Here is a 21,279-nt window from a genome sequence, read left to right as displayed (position 1 = left end):
CGGACAACCAACCCGCATTCGGTATAGCACACCCTCCACCGTCATGCGCAGATTGCGCTTGTTATAAATCGCTTCTTGAAGCAGAATCTTCTCCAGCTTCGGCCAGAATTCATCGGTGAGCATCAGTCGGGGCATCGTAAACTCGTTTTGTGGGGGGGTGTAAAAATCTCTCAATATTACGAGTTTACTTCGATTTATGAAATACTTACCTCAAAACGTCAACAGACCCTACAGTAGAATGAAGTTAAAGCCAGGCTTTTTGGCACAAGCGATAAGATGGTGCAAGCACGTTACCTCAATCAAGCGCCATCTCTTTGGAACATCAGGCCGCGCTGCCTGTCTCATTCGTTTAATGCTTTACAATCCCTGTTTTGACAGATAATACCCGGCTAATACGATAAGGTCACATGAAACCCAATAGAAAATATACGAATGACAACGTCGGCTGGCGGTTTGATAATAGTTATGCCCGTTTGCCCGAATCTTTTTATGCGCAACTTCATCCTGTGCCCGTACGTGCGCCGCGGGTGGCGATGTTGAATCATGCCCTGGCAGAATCGCTGGGATTGGATATCCGCACATTGTCTGATGAAGAAGCCGCCTTGCTGTTTGCAGGTAATGTGCTGCCTGATATGGCGCAGCCCATCGCGCAAGCCTATGCCGGGCATCAATATGGTCATTTCACGATGCTGGGCGATGGACGAGCGATCCTGCTGGGCGAGCATCTCACACCGGCAGGCGACAGGTTTGACATTCAGCTAAAAGGCTCTGGCCAGACCCGGTTTTCACGGCGTGGCGATGGGCGCGCGGCGCTAGCGCCCATGCTGCGGGAATACCTTATCAGTGAGGCAATGCACGCGCTAGGCATCCCTACGACGCGCAGTCTTGCCGTAGTCACCACCGGCGAGCCAGTGATGCGGGAGACCGTGCTGCCGGGCGCGATTCTCACCCGGGTAGCGGCAAGTCACGTTCGCGTGGGCACATTTGAATATGTCGTAAGGATAGGAGGTACAGAAGGCATCAAAACCCTGGCCGATTATGTTATTCACCGTCATTATCCAGCGCTTGGCGAGGCCGATAACCCTTATCTTGCGCTCTTGAACAGCGTGATAGAACGCCAGGCATCGCTGGTCGCAAAGTGGCTGTTGGTTGGTTTCATTCATGGCGTGATGAATACAGATAATATGGCCATCAGTGGTGAGACGATCGACTATGGTCCTTGTGCTTTTATGGATGCGTACGACCCGGATACGGTGTTTAGCTCGATCGACCAACAGGGCCGCTACCGCTATTCCAACCAACCGCATATGGCGCAGTGGAATCTCGCACGTTTTGCCGAAACGCTGCTGCCGTTATTGCACCCGGAGCAGGAAAAGGCCGTCGCATTGGCGGAAGAAGCAATTCATCATTTTCCCGCTATCTTCCAGGAGCACTGGCTGGCCGGAATGCGAAAAAAACTGGGACTGTTCACTGAAGAAACAGAAGATAGCCAGCTTATCGAAACCCTGCTAACATGGATGCAGCAACACCAAGCCGATTACACCCAAAGCTTCCGCGCACTGGCTGCGGAAGCCTTGCTCCAGGATGCCCTGTTTCGTGATACCGTTTTTTTAGAGTGGCATGCGCGCTGGCAAGCGAGATTATCACGCCAGGTTGAATCCAGGCAGTCATCAGTCAGCTTGATGCGAGCGCATAACCCGGCGATTCACCCACGCAATCACCGCGTTGAAGAGGCGCTGGCAGCCGCTTCTGAACGTGGCGATTACTCGCTGCTGCAGCAATTACTTGCGGCTGTGACAAACCCTTACGCCGATGCGCCGGAATATCATGATTACCGCACTCCACCGGAACCTTCAGAGCGCGTTTATCAAACATTCTGCGGAACATAAGCTTTGATTACTGCCAGCCGGTAACCTCATAGCCTTTCTCTTGCAGGCAGCGGCTCACGAAATTGGCATAAGCCTGATCAGGCTGCGAGGGCCCTGAATAAAAGAGTCCTCGCAGCAATCCCCATACGGCGCCACTCACTGCTCCCACCATGGAGCCCGTGCCGGCTGCACCAGTAACCGCGCCTCCAGCAGCGCCGCTCGCAGCCCCTACGCCTGCTCCCATAGCGGTACTTGATGCAACATCGCCGCTCTTGCCATATCCTTCTTTAGCGCCAGCCGTTTCAGCGAGTTGTTTACAAGCCTCAATATCCTGCTGCGCAACCTCCTTCCCCGCCGATAGAAAGTGCGCGTTAGGATACAAGACAGGCTGCATGCTGGAGCAAGCCGAAAGCCATAATAGCATCAACCCCATATTCAGCATCGTTACTAATTTCATTACACCAGCCCTCTTCCCATAAATACCCTTGATTAAACGAGTATATCTTGATCTTTGCAGGGTGACGGATTAATTCCGGAAACCTTCCACTTTGTTTTGCAGTATGCCCGCCGTCACATAGGAATCCAGCGGCTTAAGCAGCAAGCAGATTCAAAACAAGGTAACTCACTCACCCTAAACCTCTTGTGGATAATACGACAAACCAATCATTTATTGGCTAAGTTAGATTGTAAAAGCCCATTCGACTCCAAGTATGTCTGGTGCTGCGTATATTGATTACCTCCCGGTCGAATAACTTTTATACTTCATCTGATCAGATCAATAGTGAAGCATAAGCTTGTTCTGTTTACTTCTAAACATGAAAGGAGCGTCTGTTATGAAAACGTGGAAAAGTGAATTACGATCAACCAGGGATGCCGCAGCCACAAAGGCTGGTTTGACAGGAATGATGGCTAACCCTCCAACTTGCTTGAGGAATGACAACCTGTCCTTCATTACCATACTGTTGCAACCCATCGGACTTATCCGAACGCTAGCAATGAGGAGCGGGTTCTTTGGAATGGCTTTCCTGGGGCTGATGGGATCGGCTGCTACGATCCATGCAGCAGACTATGAGGTATGGGTCAGCGACCAAGCCAATACACAAGGTATTACGGCCGAGGCGCCTAGCGGAACACATGGCGGAGCAGTGCGGATCTATGACAGCGCGGATCTGGAAAAAACGCCACCTGTGGACAATGCTGTGGTGCTGGATGTCGCTACAGACTTGTTCCCTACGGCGAAGGCCACTACAGGGGCGCATGTTGCTCGCATCCATGGCATTCTGCCGAGTCCGGATCATAAATACATGGCGCTCAACTTTGTCGCTTCGGGTCATCTGGGTATTGTTGATGGTGAAACGAAACGGCCTATTTGCCTCTTCCGAACTACCGGTACTTCCACCGGCCGGCAGAACCACATGAGCTTCTGGGCACCCAATGGTCACAGCATCATTATCGCCAACCAGAACGGGCGCATGCTGGAGCGTGTCGATGTGATGCGTGATCGTAAGGATACTGTGACTGGCTTTGATTTCAATGCGGCAGCCAGCTTCGATCTGGTCGGTGGCGCCGGCCGGATTACCGAGCAGCCTGTGGCGGTCGATCTGAATCCCGAGGATGGGGTTGCCTGTAAAGTGAGCGGCACGGTTGCGGATAGGCAAGCAACGACTACGCCAACGGGTGCGCTGAAGCAAGCCGATGGCATTCGCCCGCTGAACACGGTCATTTGCCCCATCGTTGCCAGCACGAGCCAGCATGTTTTCACGACATTGGGCGGGGGTGGCATGTTCGTGATCGACATGCGCAGCACACCGATGGCAATCGTAGCTGAATATGACATGAACGTTACCCGGGCAGCCGGTTGCGGCGGCGCCGAGGCAGCAGGTTTCATGCACCTGAATACCGGCACGCCAGGACCAAACATTTCTGAATTTACGCTCTATCGTCTCTCACTCGATTATCCATCGGCACCGGCGTTCAATGCGGCCAATACCCCCGCACCCATTGCGGTATGGGCAGATGCGGACAACGGCAAAGTAGCAGGCGCTGATATTCCAGAAGGGAACAATCGTGATGCGCATGGCCTTGTCCTGGTGAATAACCCGACAGCAGAAACAGCTTACTATTTGCATCAGATGGATCGGATTCGCAACAATGTCGAAGTGTTCGGAATTACCTCGTCGCGGGATAATCGAACATTCCAGCACGCAGGCAGCTATAGCCTAACGACGACAGGGGCCTGTGGTTCGACGCTCGGCACGACAAAAAGCAACGATCCGACACCCGATCTTGGCGATTTTTCAGTGGCTGGCCAAACGAAAGGCAGGCGGATCTATGTCGCGCTACGCGGTCCGTTCCCGCTCACCGTCAGCCATGCCGCCGACGGCAGTTGCCCGGGGCTGGGAATCATTACGCTATCGCCAAACCTGACGAGCGGGACGCTCACTCAGGTACTGCCTACCACTGTGCTGGACGTGGGGGGATCGAAGAATCTCAGTGATCCCCATGCCGCAATCATACGGTTAAAAGCGAAGTAGGTTTTGAATTTAGCGGCATAATGCATAGGGTGAGCCGCCTGCCAAAGCTTGGCCAAAGCCTGGTAAATGGCAGGCAGTTCTGGCCCACCCAGGCCGTGGTATTCAGTATCCACTGTCACCATCCTTTTTTGCCCAATACCAGCAGCTGCAAACTACTGCAAGGATGAGTTGATCATAGTCTGAATCGGGAATCAAACTTGGCATGCTGCGCGTATCTGCCCATCCAGAAACAATAAAGGAGCCAGCTGGCTCCTTATGTTTTTTGCGACCCGGGAGAGTTACTTGACCCGGTTGCGGTATTCCAGCGTACGGGTATCAATCTCGATCTTGTCGCCGATTTCGCAGAATAGCGGTACTGGCAGTTCGAAGCCGGTGGCGATCTTGGCAGGCTTCATTACCTTGCCGGAGGTATCGCCCTTGACGGCAGGTTCGGTGTAAGTGATTTCGCGCACTACGGAGTTGGGCAGTTCAACCGAGATGGCCTTGCCGTTGTAGAACACCACTTCGCAGGCCATACCGTCTTCCAGGAAATTGAGCGCATCGCTCATGGTTTCCGCTTCGACTTCATGCTGGTTGTATTCAGTGTCCATGAACACATACATGGGATCGGCAAAGTAAGAGTAGGAGACCTCCCTCTTATCCAGCACCACCACATCGAACTTATCATCCGCCTTGTACACCGCTTCGCTGGGCGATTCGGTAAGCAGATTCTTGAATTTCATTTTTACCACGGAAGAGTTGCGGCCGGATTTGCTGAATTCAGTTTTCAGCACGACCATGGGGTCTTTACCAACCATAAACACGTTACCTACGCGGAGTTCCTGGGCTGTTTTCATCTGATAAATCTGGGGAGTAAAAAAGCTGCATATTGTACTCCGGGCACCTCCAAAAATCCAATTTTCGTCGCTATCCGAATGGCTGTCTGAAAAAAATTACTCCTTACATATCAAATATATGCCATATGGTAATGGTTCGCCCGCGCCTTGTCTGGCGCAGCAACTTGAATTTTCAGGGGTACCTCTGATTTTTGCAGAAGCGTACCAGGTTAGATGCAAGGTCTGTGACCTGCGCAAGCTGCCCAGCCCAAGCCGTGGCATGGTCTTGCAGCACCGCACGGTACCGCCAGAAATCGTCCCAATTCAAGCGCCCGCCACTATTCCAGATCTGATGAAAAGCACGCAGCGCGGCGGCGGCATCTTCCACCAATCCCTGGCAATAGCGGTCGAGGAACGCCTCAAGTTTGACTTGATGCACATTGTCCTGTTGCGGATAGATTTGCCAGACCAGCGGCCGCGCCGCCCACTGCGCCCGCACGAAGGAATCCTCGCCGCGCACGAAATTGCAGTCGCACGCCCACAGCAGGCGATCATAGTCTTCCTGAGGCATGAAAGGAATGACGTGCAAGGTCAGGCTGCCACGCTGCACGCTATCGCCCGGCGTCAAGCCCGGTTGTCCGGTCCAACTTGCGACCTGCGCCACTGTCTTGCCTTCTGGCAACAGGCAGCGCACCGGCATGGTTGAAGCCGCCCAGGCATCCAGCAGCTTGCTCACTGGCGCGCTGTCATAACAGAATAGTGAAACCGTGGCTTCGGTGGAAATGGGGCAAGGCAGGCCAAGCTGATACCACCACTGCGCCGGATTGTGTTGCAACACATCGCGTTGCGCCAGTAGTCCATTTTCTCGGAGTAACCCGCCAGTAGCTGCAGTGAAGCCGGGGAAGAAGAAATACTTGGTCAGCGGTAGGCGCGGATGCGGTGAAGCCATGCCATGACAGCCCTCCACCCATCGCTCCGCTGACAAATATTCCAGATTGATCCATATGCGCTTTGCTCCCTCTGGGAGCGCACGCCTGTCCCCGACTTGATCCAGAGGCTGGGGTGAGGGAAGCGTCATCGCCGCCACATAACTCTCCGGCAGCTCGCAGCCAAACGCCTCAATCACCACGTCAGCCGGCATTACGTAGGGAAATGGTTCAATCCAGCGCCACACCTCCACCCCCCGACAGTTTTGCACTTCCCGGCTGGCATCGGCATCTGGGCACATGCGCTGCAGACTGGCCACATCGTCCACCCAAAGCCGCACTGCCATGCCATGCTCTGCCGCCAGTTGCTGCGACAGCCGCCAGCACACGCCAATGTCGCCATAGTTATCGATGATGCGGCAAAAAATGTCCCAGCACATTATCAACCCGCCAGCTGATCGTCCCGTTAAAATAATTACAAATCAAATAAGCCCCAAGTCGAACTTTCTCCAATGGAATGAAACCGGTGTTTCGTTAAACTCCGCAATACCTTTGAGGATTCGTTGTGTAATCGTAGTGAAGTTCCGGCTCTTTGGGAAATACTGCCGTATTAATCCATTTGCATTTTCATTGATGCTGCGCTCCCAAGAGGAATAAGGATCAGCAAAATAAAAGTTTGCCTTCAACGTTACCACAATTTTTTATGCTCGACGAACTCCCCGCCCATTGTCCGAAGTAATAGTGTGCACCTTGTTTTGATAGGGCTTCAGTAGCTTGATCATCGCCTGGCTAACTACGCGCAGTCTTGCGCTCTTCCTTGTTGTTCTCTAACGCCTCAAGAGGCAAGGAACTAAACCCGAATAAATTAGAAATGGTAGTGAGCACCGATTCCGAGATATTCAGCCTTCTCTTTATAAAACTGGCCGGTGGGGGAATTACCGTTAAAATACTCTATCATGAACAGTAGCTTGCGACCGAATGCTTGGTGGTTATCAAACTGGAATCCAGCTCTGGCAGAGATATCCGCATTCCAGTCGTTTTGCTCATGATTCTTAAAGTCAACCGCTAATATGGGTCTCATCGCGGCGAAATCGATACGCCAGGGACTTCTGAATTCAAGTCCATATTGAATTGACCAGGGTTTGATTGTTGAAGGTTGTTTATGAAAAATACCCCCCCCTCCCCCATAGATGCGTACTCCATAGGGCAGTTCATAGGAAACCCTGAGATCAGCTCCTTCATAACTGAGATTGATACGCTCTAACTGGGTTCGCAGCAGGAACTCGTCCCCTAGGTGCGAGCTTTGATGGAAAATGCGAGCAAAAGAAGAAAATTGACCTGTTCGCATGCTTGAGTAAACAGAAGCAATAAAATCAGTATTGATCAGATCGGAAGAGCTTGCATCAAGATTAAAGTCGCTAAAGACCCCAGCCTGGAGTCCTGCTTCCCATTGCACGGTGGTTCGGCCTAGATTGGCTCGATAGAAAGGAATGGTCTCGCCGAAACTGACTGACCCATTGTTATTCCCGTCAATGTCGGCGCCTACATAATTACGGTAAGCCGCTGAGAAGTGCGCCCAGCGTGGATCAGCCAGTAGAGGCTTAAATAAATGACCCGTTGGTAAGAAACCCGTAGGAAAAACTTCTGAGGGCGGAACAAGTGTACTTTCAGGCGTGTCCTGCTTATCTGCTGGTGAAGAAACAGCTATGTTTTGTTGCTTATCGTCTGCTAGCAGCTCCACTCCCATTACTCCCGGAATTTCAGACAATATTTGTTGAACTTGAGCGCGATCTTCCGGTGACAGGTCATATACCGGTAATGTAATAACACCGTCACGCACCACTAAGGCGGAGAAGTCAAGCGCATAATCTCGCTTGAGAATTCCTGTCGCATAACCCGCAATATAAGCGTCATTTGATACCCCATCGCTGTAAGCGGGGAGCATCATGAATAAAACGATTGCAGGGAAAAAAAAGCATCGTACAGCAAACATCATTTTATCCATGATTTTTTCGCGTGCAAAAGAAGAAGTATAAAGATTACGAAATTCACGAAATATGTAGGTATTGCCAATCAGACGGTCTGCAGCTTGATACCGTATTTCTCCTTGGCATCTCTCTATCGAAGATATGACAAAGAACCGTTACCGACAGATGACCACCCTCTATGTTCGTCAAGACAGTGGCCGCTAAAATAAAATAATATGGGGAACAGCGTGCACTTTCTTAACATGCATGGTAAGCCTTGTTGTTGATGTCATTACCATAATAATTATAATTAGCGTTACAAAGTGAATTAATTATCCCATCCCATCCGGCGATTGATTTCACTGCATCCGTAGTTTCCTCCATATGTCGAAGTGCATCAACCAAATGAGATTCGAGCGCGCCGATGCTGTCAAATACACGGTTATGAAAGCTCTTTTCGCGCAACTCATCCCACAGGTGCTCGACTGGATTGAGTTCAGGTGAATAAGGTGGCAGTAGCAGTAAGCGAAGATTCTCAGCTAACGTCAGCGAATGGCTGCGATGCCAGCCAGTACCGTCCATCACCATAACGATATTCTCATTGGGGTAGCGCCTGGCGATTTCATCAAGAAAGATTTGCATGCACTCAGTGTTGACATGAGGTAACCCCAAGCTGTCAAACTTTTCGTCCAGCGGACAGACTGTCACATAAGCGTAGGTGTACTCGTAGGTAAGCATAGCCTTGACTAGCGGACGCGCTGGACGAGGCGCCCATGCGCGACGGCAGTCGCTGATGCGGCCAAATCGTGCTTCGTCTTGAAACATCAGCCGCATGGGGCGAGGCACAGCAAACTCTGTTATCGCTTGACCCAGCACCCCGGGGAGTTTTTTTTCCAGTCTTCCCGGGCTAAGAGATCTCCTTTTGGGTGGGTGGCATCGGGTGCAATCTTACGCCAACCATGGCGCGCAAGCATTCGGTATATGGCCGAAAGCGAAAGCGGGACACCCATCTTCTGGCGAAACTTATCGGCAAACGGCGGAACCACCAATACTCCACCAACGCCGGCACTGTCAAATACCTCCTGCAACAACCCCCTCTCTTCTTCAAGTGATCAGTTCTCCCGATTACGCAGATTACGCTTGGCAACCGGCGCAGCCATTCTTCCAGTGGCTCGCTTGCAGTAATTGGTACGCAGTGTGCAGGTCTTGCCTTTTGATCGACCAATAGCAATGGCCGTCTGTTCCAGACTCAGACCCAATTCGAGTGGCAGCAGTAAAACCTGTGCGCTACGCAGTTCATCAGCTGTTTTAGCAATCCGTACCGCATTTCGGGCCAATTCAAGATGCTCCTCACCACTTGCTGGTCTTGCCATAATTGTCATCCATTTACGTGAGTCTAGATGATTTATTATTACATCTTATAACGCGAAATAGAATTAGATCCAAAAACACTATGCATGTTCCCCATTCTTTAATAAGAAATTCAGTAATTTGTTGGAACTACTCACGTATCCGCGATGGTTTCTCAGATCATGCATCCGATACCAGAGGAAGGTACCCAACAACCCAAGGACCGACCGGCGGACTGCGTCAGTAAATGACCGAACTCTCCTTGATTTGCTTTCTTCGCTTATTGATTATGGGATCTCAAATAGTTTCAAGAAGTATCTTTAAAACAGACCTGAAGAACGCAAGAAATTCAATTTATCTGCGGGCCTGGTCCGATAGGTACTCAGGTACCTATCGGACGCACCAGCGCCGGCCAGCGAGCTGAGTGCCAGCAGCATAACAGTTAATCTGAGTAAGTCGCGCCAGGTGATTTTCTCCTCTTCGAGTGAGATGTCGTTCAGGTAACCTATTATGATTCTGGGGCATATGCGGTACACCAGCCTTGGGGACTGATGTTACCTTCAACAACCTTGCATTCGCCGTTTGCTTCAGATGTCTTGCCCGGAATAAACTGTATGCAATTGCTGCATTTCTGTTTCCCATTCGGCTTGTCACGATACTGCACTACTTCCTTTGAGGTTTTTGCAGCTTGCGCCTGGCTTATGAATGCATTCATAAAAGGGATGGTTGCGCCAAGTGCCATGAATTTCATTATCTTACGACGCGAGAATTTCTTTTGACGATAATTCATAGTCTCTCTTCGTACTCTGATAAATGAAAATATACAGTAATTGCTTACGATTTCTTAAACCTCTATAATCCCGCACTTGCCGGAAGTTTAAAACGCTGTTGTAGCTCAGTTGGTAGAGCAACTGATTCGTAATCAGTAGGTCGGAGGTTCGACTCCTCTCAACAGCACCATAAAATCAATTTATTACATATATTCTTCATAATAGATAAAATTAGTGTAGACAATATGTAGACAGTAAAATAAATACGAGATACAGATAAAAATCTTTACTTGGAAAATTGATTGTTAAGCTAGTCAAATTCGTAATCAGTAGGTCGTAGGTTCGGACCCCATCATTTACTACATATTATCAATATTTTATGAAAATATTATTTTTATATATTTTATATAAAGGCGCAATGTAGACGGTAAAAAGCCGTATTATTCAAATTATTCTTACGGCACATATTGATTAAAAAATAATCATTGGTTAATAGCAGAAATCGGCTATTTCCTGCCATTGAGGCGCTGCTCCAGCGAAGTCAGCTTTGTGGTAGACAGCAGACCATGAAGGCTTCCCTAACTCATAGACAGACGGTTAAGCCAGGATATTTTGATAGATACTTGAAATAATAAGATTAATCTCAATATCACTTCTTTAAAGAATTATGGGTGTGATATGGCGTCAACAATACCATTTCGAGTACTGTGCCTGGACGGCGGCGGTGTGCGTGGCGTTTATCAAGCTACCTATCTAAAAACTTTCGCTGATCGAATTAAAAACGCTACAGGTGCAACTGTCGATCCTGGAAAATCTTTTGATTTGATAGTAGGCACAAGTACTGGCTCTTTTGTAGCCAGCGCATTGGCAGCTGGGACTCCATTGGAAAAAATGGTTGGTCTATACCACTCTCACGGTAACAAAATTTTCCCATGCCAGTGGTTTCGATCACTTCCCATTGTTGAAAAGATAGTCCGCGGGTTCTTCGCCGGACTTGGTGCAGGCGATTCGGCCTTACGTGAAGTGCTGACCGAAACGTTTGGTAACTTAACCATGGGCGAACTCTACAAGCAGAGAGGCATTGCCCTCGCCATTACGACTGTTGATTTAAATCGCCACGCTTCCACTGTTTTCAAAACACCTCATATGGATAGGCTTAACGGTCGTGATAACAATCGCTCAATTGTCGATGCATGCATGGCCAGTAGTGCAGCGCCTATTCTAAGATCAATCGCAAAATTAGAAGAGCCGGACACTTTGGGGACATACGTTAATTACGTTGATGGCGGTCTCTGGGCAAACAATCCCGGCGCAGTTGGCATGCTGGAAGCCTACGAGATACTTAGCAGAAAGGAAGAGTTCAACAGACCGATTCACCTCTACATGCTTGGCACCTTACCTGTTCAAGGTGGTGAGGAAGTCGGCCATTCCGTCAATAGAGGAGCGTATGGCTGGTCATTTGGTGTCAAGGCTATTACTGCGAGTATGAATGCACAAGCGGTAGCCAATGACTACATGTCCAAAAAAATTGCCGAATTAAGAGGCAATAACAGTTTTGCCTATAGGTTCCCTGCGCAATGTCCGTCAACTGAATTGCATGATTATCTAAAAAATATGGATGACGCAAGACCGAAGGTTTTGAACGCATTGGCTAGACAAGCAATTTCTGATGTCGATTTTGCTTGGGCTTCTATCGAATCAAACATTCAGATGAAAAGTTTTCGTGATGCACTTTTAGAAACCTCAACCTCTAGAGAGTAAGGACTCGGATATATGGCTAACATCGATTGCAATAGTGAAATCAAGAAATACCACTCAAACAAAGTGGTGCTATCTAAGACACAGCAAGATGAAATGCGTGGACGTAGAGATAATGGGCGTACCAGATTAGAAAATGGTTTGATCAAAGCTAATCATCCTCTTCCTTACTTGATTGCATCTCAAGGCTCATATGCAATGCGTACAATGGCCCAGGATGATGAGAATGACTATGACATCGATGATGGGGTCTATTTCGAATACGATGACTTACTAGACAACAATGGGAATGAACTCGAACCCAAAGCGGCCAGAAAACGAGTCAAGAACGCACTTTACGATGAGCGATTGGCTTTCGATGCTCAGGTTAAGAACAATTGTGTAAGGCAGTATTATCCAGCTGGATACCATATAGACCTGCCAGTTTATCGAACCACATGGTCTCAAGATATCTTAGGCAATGAAATAGTCAAACATGAACTTGCCAGCGGAGATGAATGGGTAGTATCCGATGCCCGTGCAGTTACAAAATGGTTCAATGATCATGTGACGCAAGAGCTGAAAAGCGGCGATGTAGATACAAGCCAACTCAGGAGAGTTGTCAGACTTACTAAAAAAATGGCAAGAAGCCGCAAGGCATGGAAAAACAAAACAACGAGTGGCATTTGTATTACAAAGCTAGTTGTTGATCATATGGTGTATGTCACAGACCGAGACGATGGGGCCTTACGCTCTACATGGCAGGCAATAAGAGATGTACTGGCCATCTCCCGAACAGTTAGGCATCCAGTGCAACCCAAGAATCTGGCCGAATGGGATGATGAGGGGGTTGGGTTCTTTAAGGATTGTTTGTCAGAGAACTTAAAACATCTTGAAGTACTTGATAAATCAGATTGCAATCACGAGATGGCGATGAAGGCATGGAATAAAGTCTTTGATACGGATTACTTCAATGACTTTATTACCGACAAGAAATCAGCTGCATCTCTACTTCAGCCAGCTACGGTTGTAGCAGCAGGCCTGTCATTCCCTGACAAGGCCATCGTACCAAACAAATCTTCAGGATTTGCCTAGATGGAATGGTTAACTAAATATCCGGATAGATTTGTTCGAGAATGTGCGGAACTCGACAAGCTAGCTCAAGAAGTGGATTGGCTCACTGTCTTTTGGTCAATAACACCGGAGGATTTGGTCCTAGAAGTCCAGCTGGATATGACAGTGCATGATAGGGTCTATAAAGCACGTATGGGCTATCCTGCAGTGTTTCCCAATGCACCTTTGTATATTCGGCCTCGAGATCCTTCGGAAAGGTGGTCAAATCATCAGTTCGGACCCGGAGGATCGCTATGCTTGCAATGGAGGGCAGACAACTGGAACTCTGAGGTAACAGGGGCTGACATTATCCGGAGTGCGTATGAGCTGTTGCATACTGAAAACATACCAGTTACTCCTGGCGTCGTGCCTTCTGTCCATAGAATAACTGATGGTCAAAGAGCTAGAAATTCCTACTTTCGTTCTATTGTGACAAATGATGCACTTTCAGTAATTAAAGGGTTGCAAGATCAAGTAAAAGTAGAACTTAAAACTAGCTCGCTATTCAGTGAAGCGGGGCAAATTGCCTTTATTACTCACATCAATGCAGGAGAAGACAATGCCCATGTTGTTGGTGATATACCTGTAGGCATTACTGGATTCTCCTCGTTATTCAGCATTGAGGGAAAAGGTTGGCTTTTAAAAAGCGATGCATTTGACGAGCTCCTTACAATCTCATCCGTTGATGAATTGATAAAAGTAATTTCTGAAACAGCGCTAGATATATCCGACATTGCTGTGAAGAATGAAGAAACGCAGAAATACGAAAAACGGATGATTGTTTTATATGGCAATAAAACAGGAGCAATTCGTCAATTCTCAATAGTCTCGTATTCTGACAATCCGTTAAAAGAATATAAGGTGATACTTCCACCACCATCTGATGAAGTTCGTTTGCCAGAAGAACATAAAAAACTGCCTGAATTAAAGGTAGGAATTATCGGGCTTGGGTCCATGGGAAGTAAGATTGCGCTTTCATTGGCCAGGTCCGGAATCCGGAAATTCGTTGTAGTAGATGATGATTTTCTAAAACTAGAGAATCTGGTTAGGCATGAATTATCATGGACGGAAGTTGGCTTGCATAAAGTGGATGCCATTAAAAATGCGCTAAATCTGACTATGCCTAACCTTGAGATCGAAGTGTTGAATCATCGTATCGCCGGTCAAGAGCCTCCAATTAACGCAGCGGGAGCATTTCAAAGCCTTTCGCAGTGTGACCTCCTGTTAGATGCAACAGCTAACCCTGAAGTCTTCCTCCATGTCGCAGCTATCGCCAACGCATACAAAATCCCAATGTGTTGGGGTGAAGTATTTGCCGGTGGTTACGGAGGACTTATTGCACGTGCTCGACCAGATATAGATCCGAATCCTATCGCTGTCCGAGACGGCTTCTATGTGTATTTATCTAAACAAGAAACTGCGCCATTTCAGCAAGAACGTGGATATGATATTGAAGCCGAGACACCATCAATTGCATACGATAGCAATGTGGGAGTGATAGCTACATCATTAACCAATCTCATCATCGACACTGCATTGCGAAAAAATCCGAGTGAATATCCGGCTCCTGTTTATCTTATCGGTATGAAAAAAAAGTGGATTTTCACTCAGCCTTTTGATACTAGGCCAATAGCGGTTACTGGCGAGGGTTGGAAGGATGGGATCCCACCTACGGCCGAAGCATCTGTGGCTGCAGTAAAATTGCTACTCGAAAAATTAAGCGAGAAAAGTAGTGCTGAAGCTAATTCTTGCTCCTGAAGTTGCCGAAGAAATCACTATTGCACTACGTAAATCAGGTGATCGTGAGATAGGCGGTATTTTGATGGGGGAGCACGTCGGCCCAGATGAGTTCAAAGTGACTAAGATCACTGTTCAAAAACGTGGAGGAATCAGCAGTTTCATACGAATAATCGAAGATGCGGTTGGGAAACTAAACGCTTTTTTTAGACAGAGCAACAATGATTACTCTCGCTTCAACTACATAGGTGAGTGGCATTCCCATCCACTTTTTACTCCATACCCGAGCTCCAAGGATGATAACTCTATGTTGGAGATCGTCATGGATGAAACTGTCGGAGCGAATTTTGCGGTACTTGTAATTGTAAAGCTTGCACCAGATAAAGGATTAATTGGTACGGCACATACATATTTGCCAAATGGAGTAAAGTCACAATCCTGTTTGATTTTTCAACGCTAAACAGTCCTGGAAAATCTGCCTATCTACATTCACCAAGAAATACCATTCAGCGCCCTTTTGATTAGAGGCTCAGATCAGAAGCGATACATCATTTGCGTTCAAGCCACTTTACAAGAAAAAGCAAAATGGAAAGTTGTTGCTGCCTCACTATTACTGTGGTGTGGCATTGAACTTGAACGTGACCAACTCGCTTTCACCTACTTGGGGCCTCGTTGAATGACCGTTATGTAGAAGTTCTACTGTCTGGGTTGGGGCGCAATCCGACCGGCCGCAATCGGCCGACCAGCGGACGCATATTAATGCCGGCATGATTGACCGTAACGGGTCGAAACCGGCTAATCAAAACACAACCATAAGACCGATAATTCGCTTGCGTACAGTTATTGACAGAACTCCAAGGGAGATTCTCCGCTGCCGCGTCCGTGCGGGTCGCTTCGCTCCCGCACTTCCGCTTCGCGTCGAATCCCTGATTAATCTGCGTTAACTGTTCTTGCTTGTCTTCTTTGGCTGCTTTCTTGATCGACCATTGATGCAAACGTGTTGGTAATAGAATCGTATCGGTTTGCAGACCGCAGATTCTTTTGCCTTTCGGGTCGCCATATTTGCCCGGTTCGGTGCATTCTTCCTTCATAAGTTTGATGGGTATGGCCTTGCGATTAGTGGTAATACCGCCCATCAACTGGATGAATCGTCCCCATTGCGCTTGATCGGCGGCTTGCTGAGCCTGCTGCAGGATGCCTTCGGGCGCATCATTTAGTCGTCGTAATTCCCGCCAGATGGTGACAGGTGCTCCACCGATTTGCTGGAATTGACGGATTCCCCAAGTCGAAGCCCAGGCTTCCACGCGTTCCGCTGCTGATTGGGCGGGGGTGCCATCAATATCATGGTCAATGGCGTAACCATCGATATTTTTTGAGATATATTTGGCAATGTAGCCTGCTGCCGTGCCTTTGTTTTTGTCGATGGCAATCGCGGTAAAGCGGTGTTCCAGTGCGCCCGGCTCGTCACCATCTGTTTGTAATGCGTAATGGCGCAAGATAGTGCGCACCTTTTCGCAGTGTTCGGGTGGCATGAACAGCAAAAGGTGCCAATGGGGAGTGCCATCGTGTTGCGGTTCAGCAATACGAAAGCCGTAGACATTTAAACCATCGCGCTCGAGTTTGGCGCGGATTCTTGCCCACAGGGTGTTCAGGTATTGTTGTGCTTGCGGTGGCGCAGTACCGTCATATTTTGGGTTGGATTGGCCGCTGACAGATAGTCGGGCATGCATGCGGGAAGGGCAAGTGAGGGTATAGAATTCACCGGCATGGCCTAAGTCATTGGCGATGGTTTCAAAGCCAAAGATGCGCACCATGAGTTCGCTGCGCCGGATACGCGGATTGGCAAGGCTGCGTTCTGCCAATTGTGACAAAGTGTAGCATTCGCCCAGTTCGTTCACAGCCAGTAAACCATCCAGAATGCGGCGGTTGCTGGTTTTCTGTTCTTTACGCCGCGCCAGTGTTTCATCGCTGACATAGATGCCTGCGCGTTTATGAACCAACCCTAGACGAATGGCATGTTTTTCCAGGTCTTTCGCATGGACTTTGCGCAATGCATGCAACCACCAGGATTCATCGGTCAAGCGCGTATAAATACCTCGCTGGGTGATGGTGACATCGTTAATTTCAGGAACATGCACCTCATATTTCCGGGATCGCTCCTGTAGTTGGTTAACCACCATCTCCAAATTACGGTAGAGTCGGCTAATGCTCAGCATTTCCCGGACGATGTTTTTCGCTAAGTCTTTCAGGTCGTCATCGGTGCTATCCAGTGGAATGCGGTGCTGGCTGAATTGCTCACTCTGGGCGAGCAGGGCGAGATTGGCTTGCCGCCTGCCATCAAAGATATAGTTTTCTTTGTATTCCAGGGCGGCAATTTGTGCAAAGCGTTTGGGCAACTGCCGGAATATTGAGGCTCGCCACGGTTTATCACTATCATCGTCTTCATCAAGCGTTACCAGGATATGTTCGGCGGCTGATTCACCAGGGGAAAGCAGGCTGCTTATATAACGTACTGACGTATGCATGGCATACCTCAGTACTGGCTGGTGGATTGGCGGGCACAGGATTCAATATAGGCGTGCAGATCGCTTAAACGATAGCGAACTGCACGGCTGCCTATTTTGATGAAGGGCACGCGTGCGCCTGCCCAGCGGTCACGTTCCAGAAAGGCGACGCTCACACCTAAAATGGGCGCGGCTTGTTTGGTAGTAAGAAGTGGGTCTTGCATGATTGCCTCCAATGGTTGATGAATAGGGAGGCAATTTGCAGCAGATGGCGGAAAATTAAAAAAGGGTTAGCTTGAAGAAGCAATTAAAAATACCTGGTCAGTACTGACAGGTACTTTTAAGCAAGCACTGGTGCGGATTATGTCATTTTCCGATTTCTCAAGAACCAGAAGAAACTTTATCTCAATCTTTGAGCTGGGAGTATATTTTTAGGTCAATTTTGTAGATGATTTCTGGAGGTCGTCCAGCATTACGCTGATCTTTGAGTGGATCAAGATCGCTAATCCATTTCTTGATAGTTTCCGGAGTGTAATGCTTGCCATTACCAAAACGTTGCAATGCATCTGACCTTGCAATGTGAGTGGGGTGAATATTTGGATCAAGCGCCCATAAGGTGCGTGCTATCGCTTGGCAGGTGAGCCGGTCTGCTTCTTCTGCCTTTGGTCTGTTTTTATTAGCTGGCTTATCAGAGAGCTCTGAGGTTAAATTTTTGGGTGTCCAGCAGGAAGGAGGTTCAAGATAAATCTTAGTGCACCAATCTACTACTTCGTTGCGTTTTACATAGATCGAATCCAAATAGGATTTGTTGAATTTATTTTGCTTTAAGCAAGCATTAATCTTTAAAAAATGAAAAAAATCAAAGATTAGTGTAAAAATAGAATCATCAATAAAAATAGAACGTTGGCGAGTGCGTACAGAAATTTCTTGAGCACGTGCGGCGTATATCATTTGATGAATGGCTGTTTTGAGATCAAGCGACAGATTATTGACATCAGTTTTATTCGGGTCAGCATTTCTCCAGTTGTGAGCAAGCTCCCAAACAGTTTGAAATTCTTCTTTATTATCAAGATACATTGCAAGTTATTTATTGTAGTCAATAACTGTAATTGACGGACGATAACTTGCAGGCTTGAGAAAAAATATTCTAGATTGCCCGAGCTGATATTCGGGCCTTGCTTGGTTATTGCTCAGTATGCCACTTGATAGAGCGAATTAAAGTCGATTGTCTGTTATGCAGGAAGGGTCAATCGATTGCATTTTAGAGATGGATCGAATATAGAAACCGCTATGCTTTAATCTTTTTACAGATCACATTTGATGGGCTATGGTCTGCTAAGGGCAAATTACTGTATAGCGATTTCCTTCAAAACATCAGGCCGGCGCTCAGCAATGGCAATCAGGGTTTTAGCTGCACCACTGGGTTGACGGCGGCCTTGTTCCCATTCCTGAAGGGTTCGTACTGACACACCTAACAGCTTGGCAAATTCAGTTTGCGAAAGACCCGATTTCTTGCGTGCAGAAATAACGGGGGACATCACCACATGACCTTTTTTTGCAACCATTTGCTTTACCGATTTTAGTAATTCAGCTTCCATGTCCCTGCTGTTTTCCCAGGCTTCTAGTTCTTCATCAGTCAATGGTTTTCTCGATTTCATGTTTGATTTCCTTCAATGTTTTGGCGCTAAGGGTATCCAACTTGCTTTTTGCGTAGATGAACACCAGCCAGATTTCACCATTAGTTAAGCGATTAAAATAGATGATGCGTACACCACTGGATTTTCCAGAACCTGAACGACTCCAGCGAACTTTTCGCATGCCACCTGAACTTTTGACGACATCACCTATATCTGGGTTCTGGGTCATGAAAGTCATGAACTCATTGTATTCTTGCTCCGTCCAGTAATGCGGCCAGAGTCGTTCAAAGTCTTCAGTTTCAACGATGGTGAGCATAGCGCAATTATCCGTCATTGACGGGTAATGTCAAGTTAAGTAATTAGGTGTTATTTATGATAGGAAAAGACAGTATTTTCTTTTCCTCATTGATCTTGAAATATTGCAATAATTGCGCCGTTATCTGTTCCATTGGTTTCCGTAATCGCTCTACATCGCTGACAATATAGCCCGCTGTCACATCATTGGCCATTTTATGATTCACCAGGCGTTTCAACGCATAAGCGGATATGTCGATACTCTCGGCGATAGTAATAAAAGTGCGACGTAGATCATGCAACGTGAACGATACACCGGATAACTCAATGACTTTCTGCACCTGGCGGCGCGGTTCGATCAAATAACCTGCTTTTCCCTCTCCAGCAAAGACATATTCAGAACTTGCCTCAACCTTTCTATTTTGCAGTAAATCGTAAACGTAATCAGTCAAGGGCAAAGTCAGCGGTTCCCGATTTTTGGTATTGGTCAATGTGAATGATCGTTCATTCAAATCAATATCAGACCACTTTAGCGTTGCAGCCTCCTGGCGTCGAAGGCCAGTAAACAGTAAGAATAGTAGGTAGTCAGCTACCAGGGCAGAATGTTTTGGAATCACATCCTGCTTTAGTGAGATGACTGCCTGATACCAGGGAGCGAGTTGGTGCGGCTTGATGACGGTTTGGCGGCGATCCACTCGATACCAGGCGCGGGTTTGGGTAAGTCGTATCACGGAATTTTCCCGCAAAATGGCATTACCGCTACCATCTTCATATTGCGCAATAGCAAAATTGAATAAGGCCCGCAAAAATCGCATGGCAAGATTGGCGTAAGCTTCTCCGCGCTCTGCACCAATATTGCGGTGTTGTTTGGCGACCATGTCTTTACTGATGCTGGTGATCGCTTTGTCTTGCCAGTTGACGAAAGCAACTGTCATCAATCGTCGGTAATCGTAGAGCGTCCGCTCTTTAAGATTTTTCCGGGTCTTAATGAAATCATCAAAGGCTTGCTTTAGTGTTGTGCCTTGCAAGGCTTCCTGTTTTTTCTCAGCGGCAGGGTTGCGACCGACAGCAATGTGGCCTAGCAACTTATGCGCTTCTTTTCTGGCTTGTTCGACGGTTAATTCGGGATAGCGGCCAAGAGTTAATCGTTTAACTTTGCCATCAATCCGTTTTTCCAGGATGAATGATTTTGCGCCGGAAGAAGTGACGCGCACAGCAAAACCTTTAAGGTCGGTATCACGCACAAAAGCTTGACCAGTTGCTGGTGTAGACAATCGGTCTACATGGGATTTTGTGATTTTCTGCGGAGGCGTTTGGGATGATGTCATTGCTTTAATCTCTTTTCATGTAGACGCCATGTAGACAGTAGGCGTAAAACTATGGAGTAGAGTTTAAAACAATATAATATAATAAATCAATATAAAACAATGACATTAATAGATTTTCAAAAATATTAAAGCAACGTAAAAAAGTCTATTTTAGAATTCTTAATCAGTAGGTCGGAGGTTCGACCCCTCTCAACAGAACCAATAAAATCAACGGTTTAGGCATAGATGCTTAAGCCGTTTTTTGTTTGCGGGGCACTCATAAAAAAATACCCTTCCGTAGGTTCTGTATGTATACTCATCGCGCTTCAAAATTCGTTTTTTTATAATCCCTCATCCTACCTTCTCCCAGCGGGAGAAGGTAGCTGCCGAATTTTGAAGTAATGGAATGGACGCCCACTACCCTAAACGGCATCAAAGTGCCAAAGTAACGGTGCAATAACCATTCAACCAGATAGGAGCGTCCAATATGAAGATTACAACAATAGGAATTGATTTAGCAAAAGAAGTATTTCAGATTCACGGTGTAGATACGCATGGTAAGACTGTGTTGCGCAAGCAATTGCGCCACAGCGAGATGGCGAAATATTTTTCGCCAATTTAGAGTCCTGCTTGATAGGCATGGAAGCCTGTGGTAGCTCGCACCACTGGGGGAGAAAATTGGGTGAATTTGGGCACACCGTCAAGCTCATGTCTCCTCAG

20 protein-coding genes, 1 tRNA gene and 2 pseudogenes are annotated in these 21,279 nt (G+C 47.6%); 8 read left to right on the top strand and 15 right to left on the bottom strand.

The genetic code is table 11. From position 1 onward, the window contains the following. Window positions 1-135: pseudogene (locus BLP80_RS12060) on the bottom strand (IS5/IS1182 family transposase); the annotation flags it as partial. A gap of 272 nt (window positions 136-407) precedes the next feature. Between BLP80_RS12060 and BLP80_RS12055 the strand changes: the two are divergent. Further along, entirely contained in the window at window positions 408-1,889 is a 1,482-nt protein-coding gene (locus tag BLP80_RS12055) for a protein adenylyltransferase SelO (protein ID WP_090543565.1), read from the top strand. 7 nt (window positions 1,890-1,896) lie between these two features. On the opposite strand, the gene BLP80_RS12050 is transcribed toward BLP80_RS12055, so the two are convergent. After that, a complete protein-coding gene (locus BLP80_RS12050) occupies window positions 1,897-2,325 on the bottom strand; it encodes a glycine zipper family protein (protein WP_090543564.1) in 429 nt (142 codons plus the stop codon). A gap of 376 nt (window positions 2,326-2,701) precedes the next feature. Here BLP80_RS12050 and BLP80_RS12040 point away from each other — a divergent pair, with 376 nt between their 5' ends. After that, complete coding sequence (locus BLP80_RS12040) at window positions 2,702-4,402, top strand: hypothetical protein (RefSeq protein WP_143002288.1); 1,701 nt, start codon at window positions 2,702-2,704, stop codon at window positions 4,400-4,402. 278 nt (window positions 4,403-4,680) lie between these two features. Here the strand turns inward: BLP80_RS12040 and efp are convergent, their stop codons facing one another. The 7 genes from efp to BLP80_RS12010 form a co-directional block, all read right to left on the bottom strand. Beyond that, window positions 4,681-5,238, bottom strand: coding sequence for an elongation factor P (efp, locus tag BLP80_RS12035; protein WP_090543558.1), 558 nt, complete (start codon window positions 5,236-5,238; stop codon window positions 4,681-4,683). Window positions 5,239-5,410: 172 nt separating this feature from the next. Beyond that, the gene (earP, locus tag BLP80_RS12030) at window positions 5,411-6,583 is read right to left on the bottom strand and encodes an elongation factor P maturation arginine rhamnosyltransferase EarP (protein ID WP_090543556.1); all 1,173 of its coding nucleotides are present in this window, start codon (window positions 6,581-6,583) and stop codon (window positions 5,411-5,413) included. A 425-nt stretch (window positions 6,584-7,008) separates the two neighbouring features. Then, the gene (locus tag BLP80_RS12025) at window positions 7,009-8,148 is read right to left on the bottom strand and encodes a DUF1207 domain-containing protein (RefSeq protein ID WP_218120450.1); all 1,140 of its coding nucleotides are present in this window, start codon (window positions 8,146-8,148) and stop codon (window positions 7,009-7,011) included. A gap of 220 nt (window positions 8,149-8,368) precedes the next feature. After that, window positions 8,369-8,956, bottom strand: coding sequence for an IS630 family transposase (locus tag BLP80_RS12020; RefSeq protein ID WP_218120449.1), 588 nt, complete (start codon window positions 8,954-8,956; stop codon window positions 8,369-8,371). A gap of 11 nt (window positions 8,957-8,967) precedes the next feature. Further along, a complete protein-coding gene (locus BLP80_RS15955) occupies window positions 8,968-9,198 on the bottom strand; it encodes a helix-turn-helix domain-containing protein (RefSeq protein WP_218120448.1) in 231 nt (76 codons plus the stop codon). Window positions 9,199-9,222: 24 nt separating this feature from the next. Beyond that, window positions 9,223-9,483: a hypothetical protein gene (locus BLP80_RS15950; RefSeq protein WP_218120447.1), complete on the bottom strand. Its 261-nt coding sequence runs from the start codon at window positions 9,481-9,483 to the stop codon at window positions 9,223-9,225. A 485-nt stretch (window positions 9,484-9,968) separates the two neighbouring features. Further along, the gene (locus BLP80_RS12010; RefSeq protein ID WP_090543554.1) at window positions 9,969-10,250 is read right to left on the bottom strand and encodes a high-potential iron-sulfur protein; all 282 of its coding nucleotides are present in this window, start codon (window positions 10,248-10,250) and stop codon (window positions 9,969-9,971) included. Window positions 10,251-10,344: 94 nt separating this feature from the next. On the opposite strand from BLP80_RS12010, the gene BLP80_RS12005 reads away from it, so the two are divergent. The 5 genes from BLP80_RS12005 (at window position 10,345) to BLP80_RS11985 (ending at window position 15,277) form a co-directional block, all read left to right on the top strand. Continuing rightward, a tRNA-Thr gene (locus tag BLP80_RS12005) sits at window positions 10,345-10,420 on the top strand. 488 nt (window positions 10,421-10,908) lie between these two features. Further along, window positions 10,909-11,991 (top strand): patatin-like phospholipase family protein, encoded by a 1,083-nt coding sequence (locus tag BLP80_RS12000; protein ID WP_090543552.1) that lies wholly within the window; start codon window positions 10,909-10,911, stop codon window positions 11,989-11,991. 12 nt (window positions 11,992-12,003) lie between these two features. Further along, window positions 12,004-13,062, top strand: coding sequence for a cyclic GMP-AMP synthase DncV-like nucleotidyltransferase (locus tag BLP80_RS11995; protein WP_090543550.1), 1,059 nt, complete (start codon window positions 12,004-12,006; stop codon window positions 13,060-13,062). Further along, window positions 13,063-14,838 (top strand): ThiF family adenylyltransferase, encoded by a 1,776-nt coding sequence (locus BLP80_RS11990; RefSeq protein ID WP_090543549.1) that lies wholly within the window; start codon window positions 13,063-13,065, stop codon window positions 14,836-14,838. Continuing rightward, a complete protein-coding gene (locus BLP80_RS11985; RefSeq protein ID WP_090543547.1) occupies window positions 14,813-15,277 on the top strand; it encodes a Mov34/MPN/PAD-1 family protein in 465 nt (154 codons plus the stop codon). The genes BLP80_RS11990 and BLP80_RS11985 overlap by 26 nt, the downstream gene beginning before the upstream one ends. A 223-nt stretch (window positions 15,278-15,500) precedes the next feature. On the opposite strand, the gene BLP80_RS11980 is transcribed toward BLP80_RS11985, so the two are convergent. The 6 genes from BLP80_RS11980 to BLP80_RS11955 form a co-directional block, all read right to left on the bottom strand. Then, entirely contained in the window at window positions 15,501-17,342 is a 1,842-nt protein-coding gene (locus BLP80_RS11980; RefSeq protein ID WP_090543545.1) for a replication endonuclease, read from the bottom strand. A gap of 8 nt (window positions 17,343-17,350) precedes the next feature. After that, entirely contained in the window at window positions 17,351-17,545 is a 195-nt protein-coding gene (locus BLP80_RS11975; protein WP_090543544.1) for a helix-turn-helix transcriptional regulator, read from the bottom strand. 181 nt (window positions 17,546-17,726) lie between these two features. Beyond that, entirely contained in the window at window positions 17,727-18,398 is a 672-nt protein-coding gene (locus BLP80_RS11970; RefSeq protein WP_090543542.1) for a hypothetical protein, read from the bottom strand. A 269-nt stretch (window positions 18,399-18,667) separates the two neighbouring features. Continuing rightward, window positions 18,668-18,979: a helix-turn-helix domain-containing protein gene (locus BLP80_RS11965; RefSeq protein WP_090543540.1), complete on the bottom strand. Its 312-nt coding sequence runs from the start codon at window positions 18,977-18,979 to the stop codon at window positions 18,668-18,670. Continuing rightward, window positions 18,954-19,274 carry a transcriptional regulator gene (locus BLP80_RS11960; protein ID WP_090543538.1) on the bottom strand — a complete coding sequence of 107 codons (321 nt, stop codon included), beginning with the start codon at window positions 19,272-19,274 and terminating at the stop codon, window positions 18,954-18,956. The genes BLP80_RS11965 and BLP80_RS11960 overlap by 26 nt, the downstream gene beginning before the upstream one ends. Window positions 19,275-19,317: 43 nt before the next feature. Beyond that, complete coding sequence (locus BLP80_RS11955; RefSeq protein ID WP_090543536.1) at window positions 19,318-20,580, bottom strand: tyrosine-type recombinase/integrase; 1,263 nt, start codon at window positions 20,578-20,580, stop codon at window positions 19,318-19,320. A gap of 466 nt (window positions 20,581-21,046) precedes the next feature. Here BLP80_RS11955 and BLP80_RS11950 point away from each other — a divergent pair. After that, a pseudogene (locus tag BLP80_RS11950) lies at window positions 21,047-21,279 on the top strand (IS110 family transposase); the annotation flags it as partial.

The organism is Nitrosomonas sp. Nm132 (genome assembly GCF_900100485.1).
Classification (GTDB): domain Bacteria; phylum Pseudomonadota; class Gammaproteobacteria; order Burkholderiales; family Nitrosomonadaceae; genus Nitrosomonas.
The sequence above is the reverse complement of the archived record's forward strand: the minus strand, read 5'-3'. Positions and strand labels throughout refer to the sequence as shown.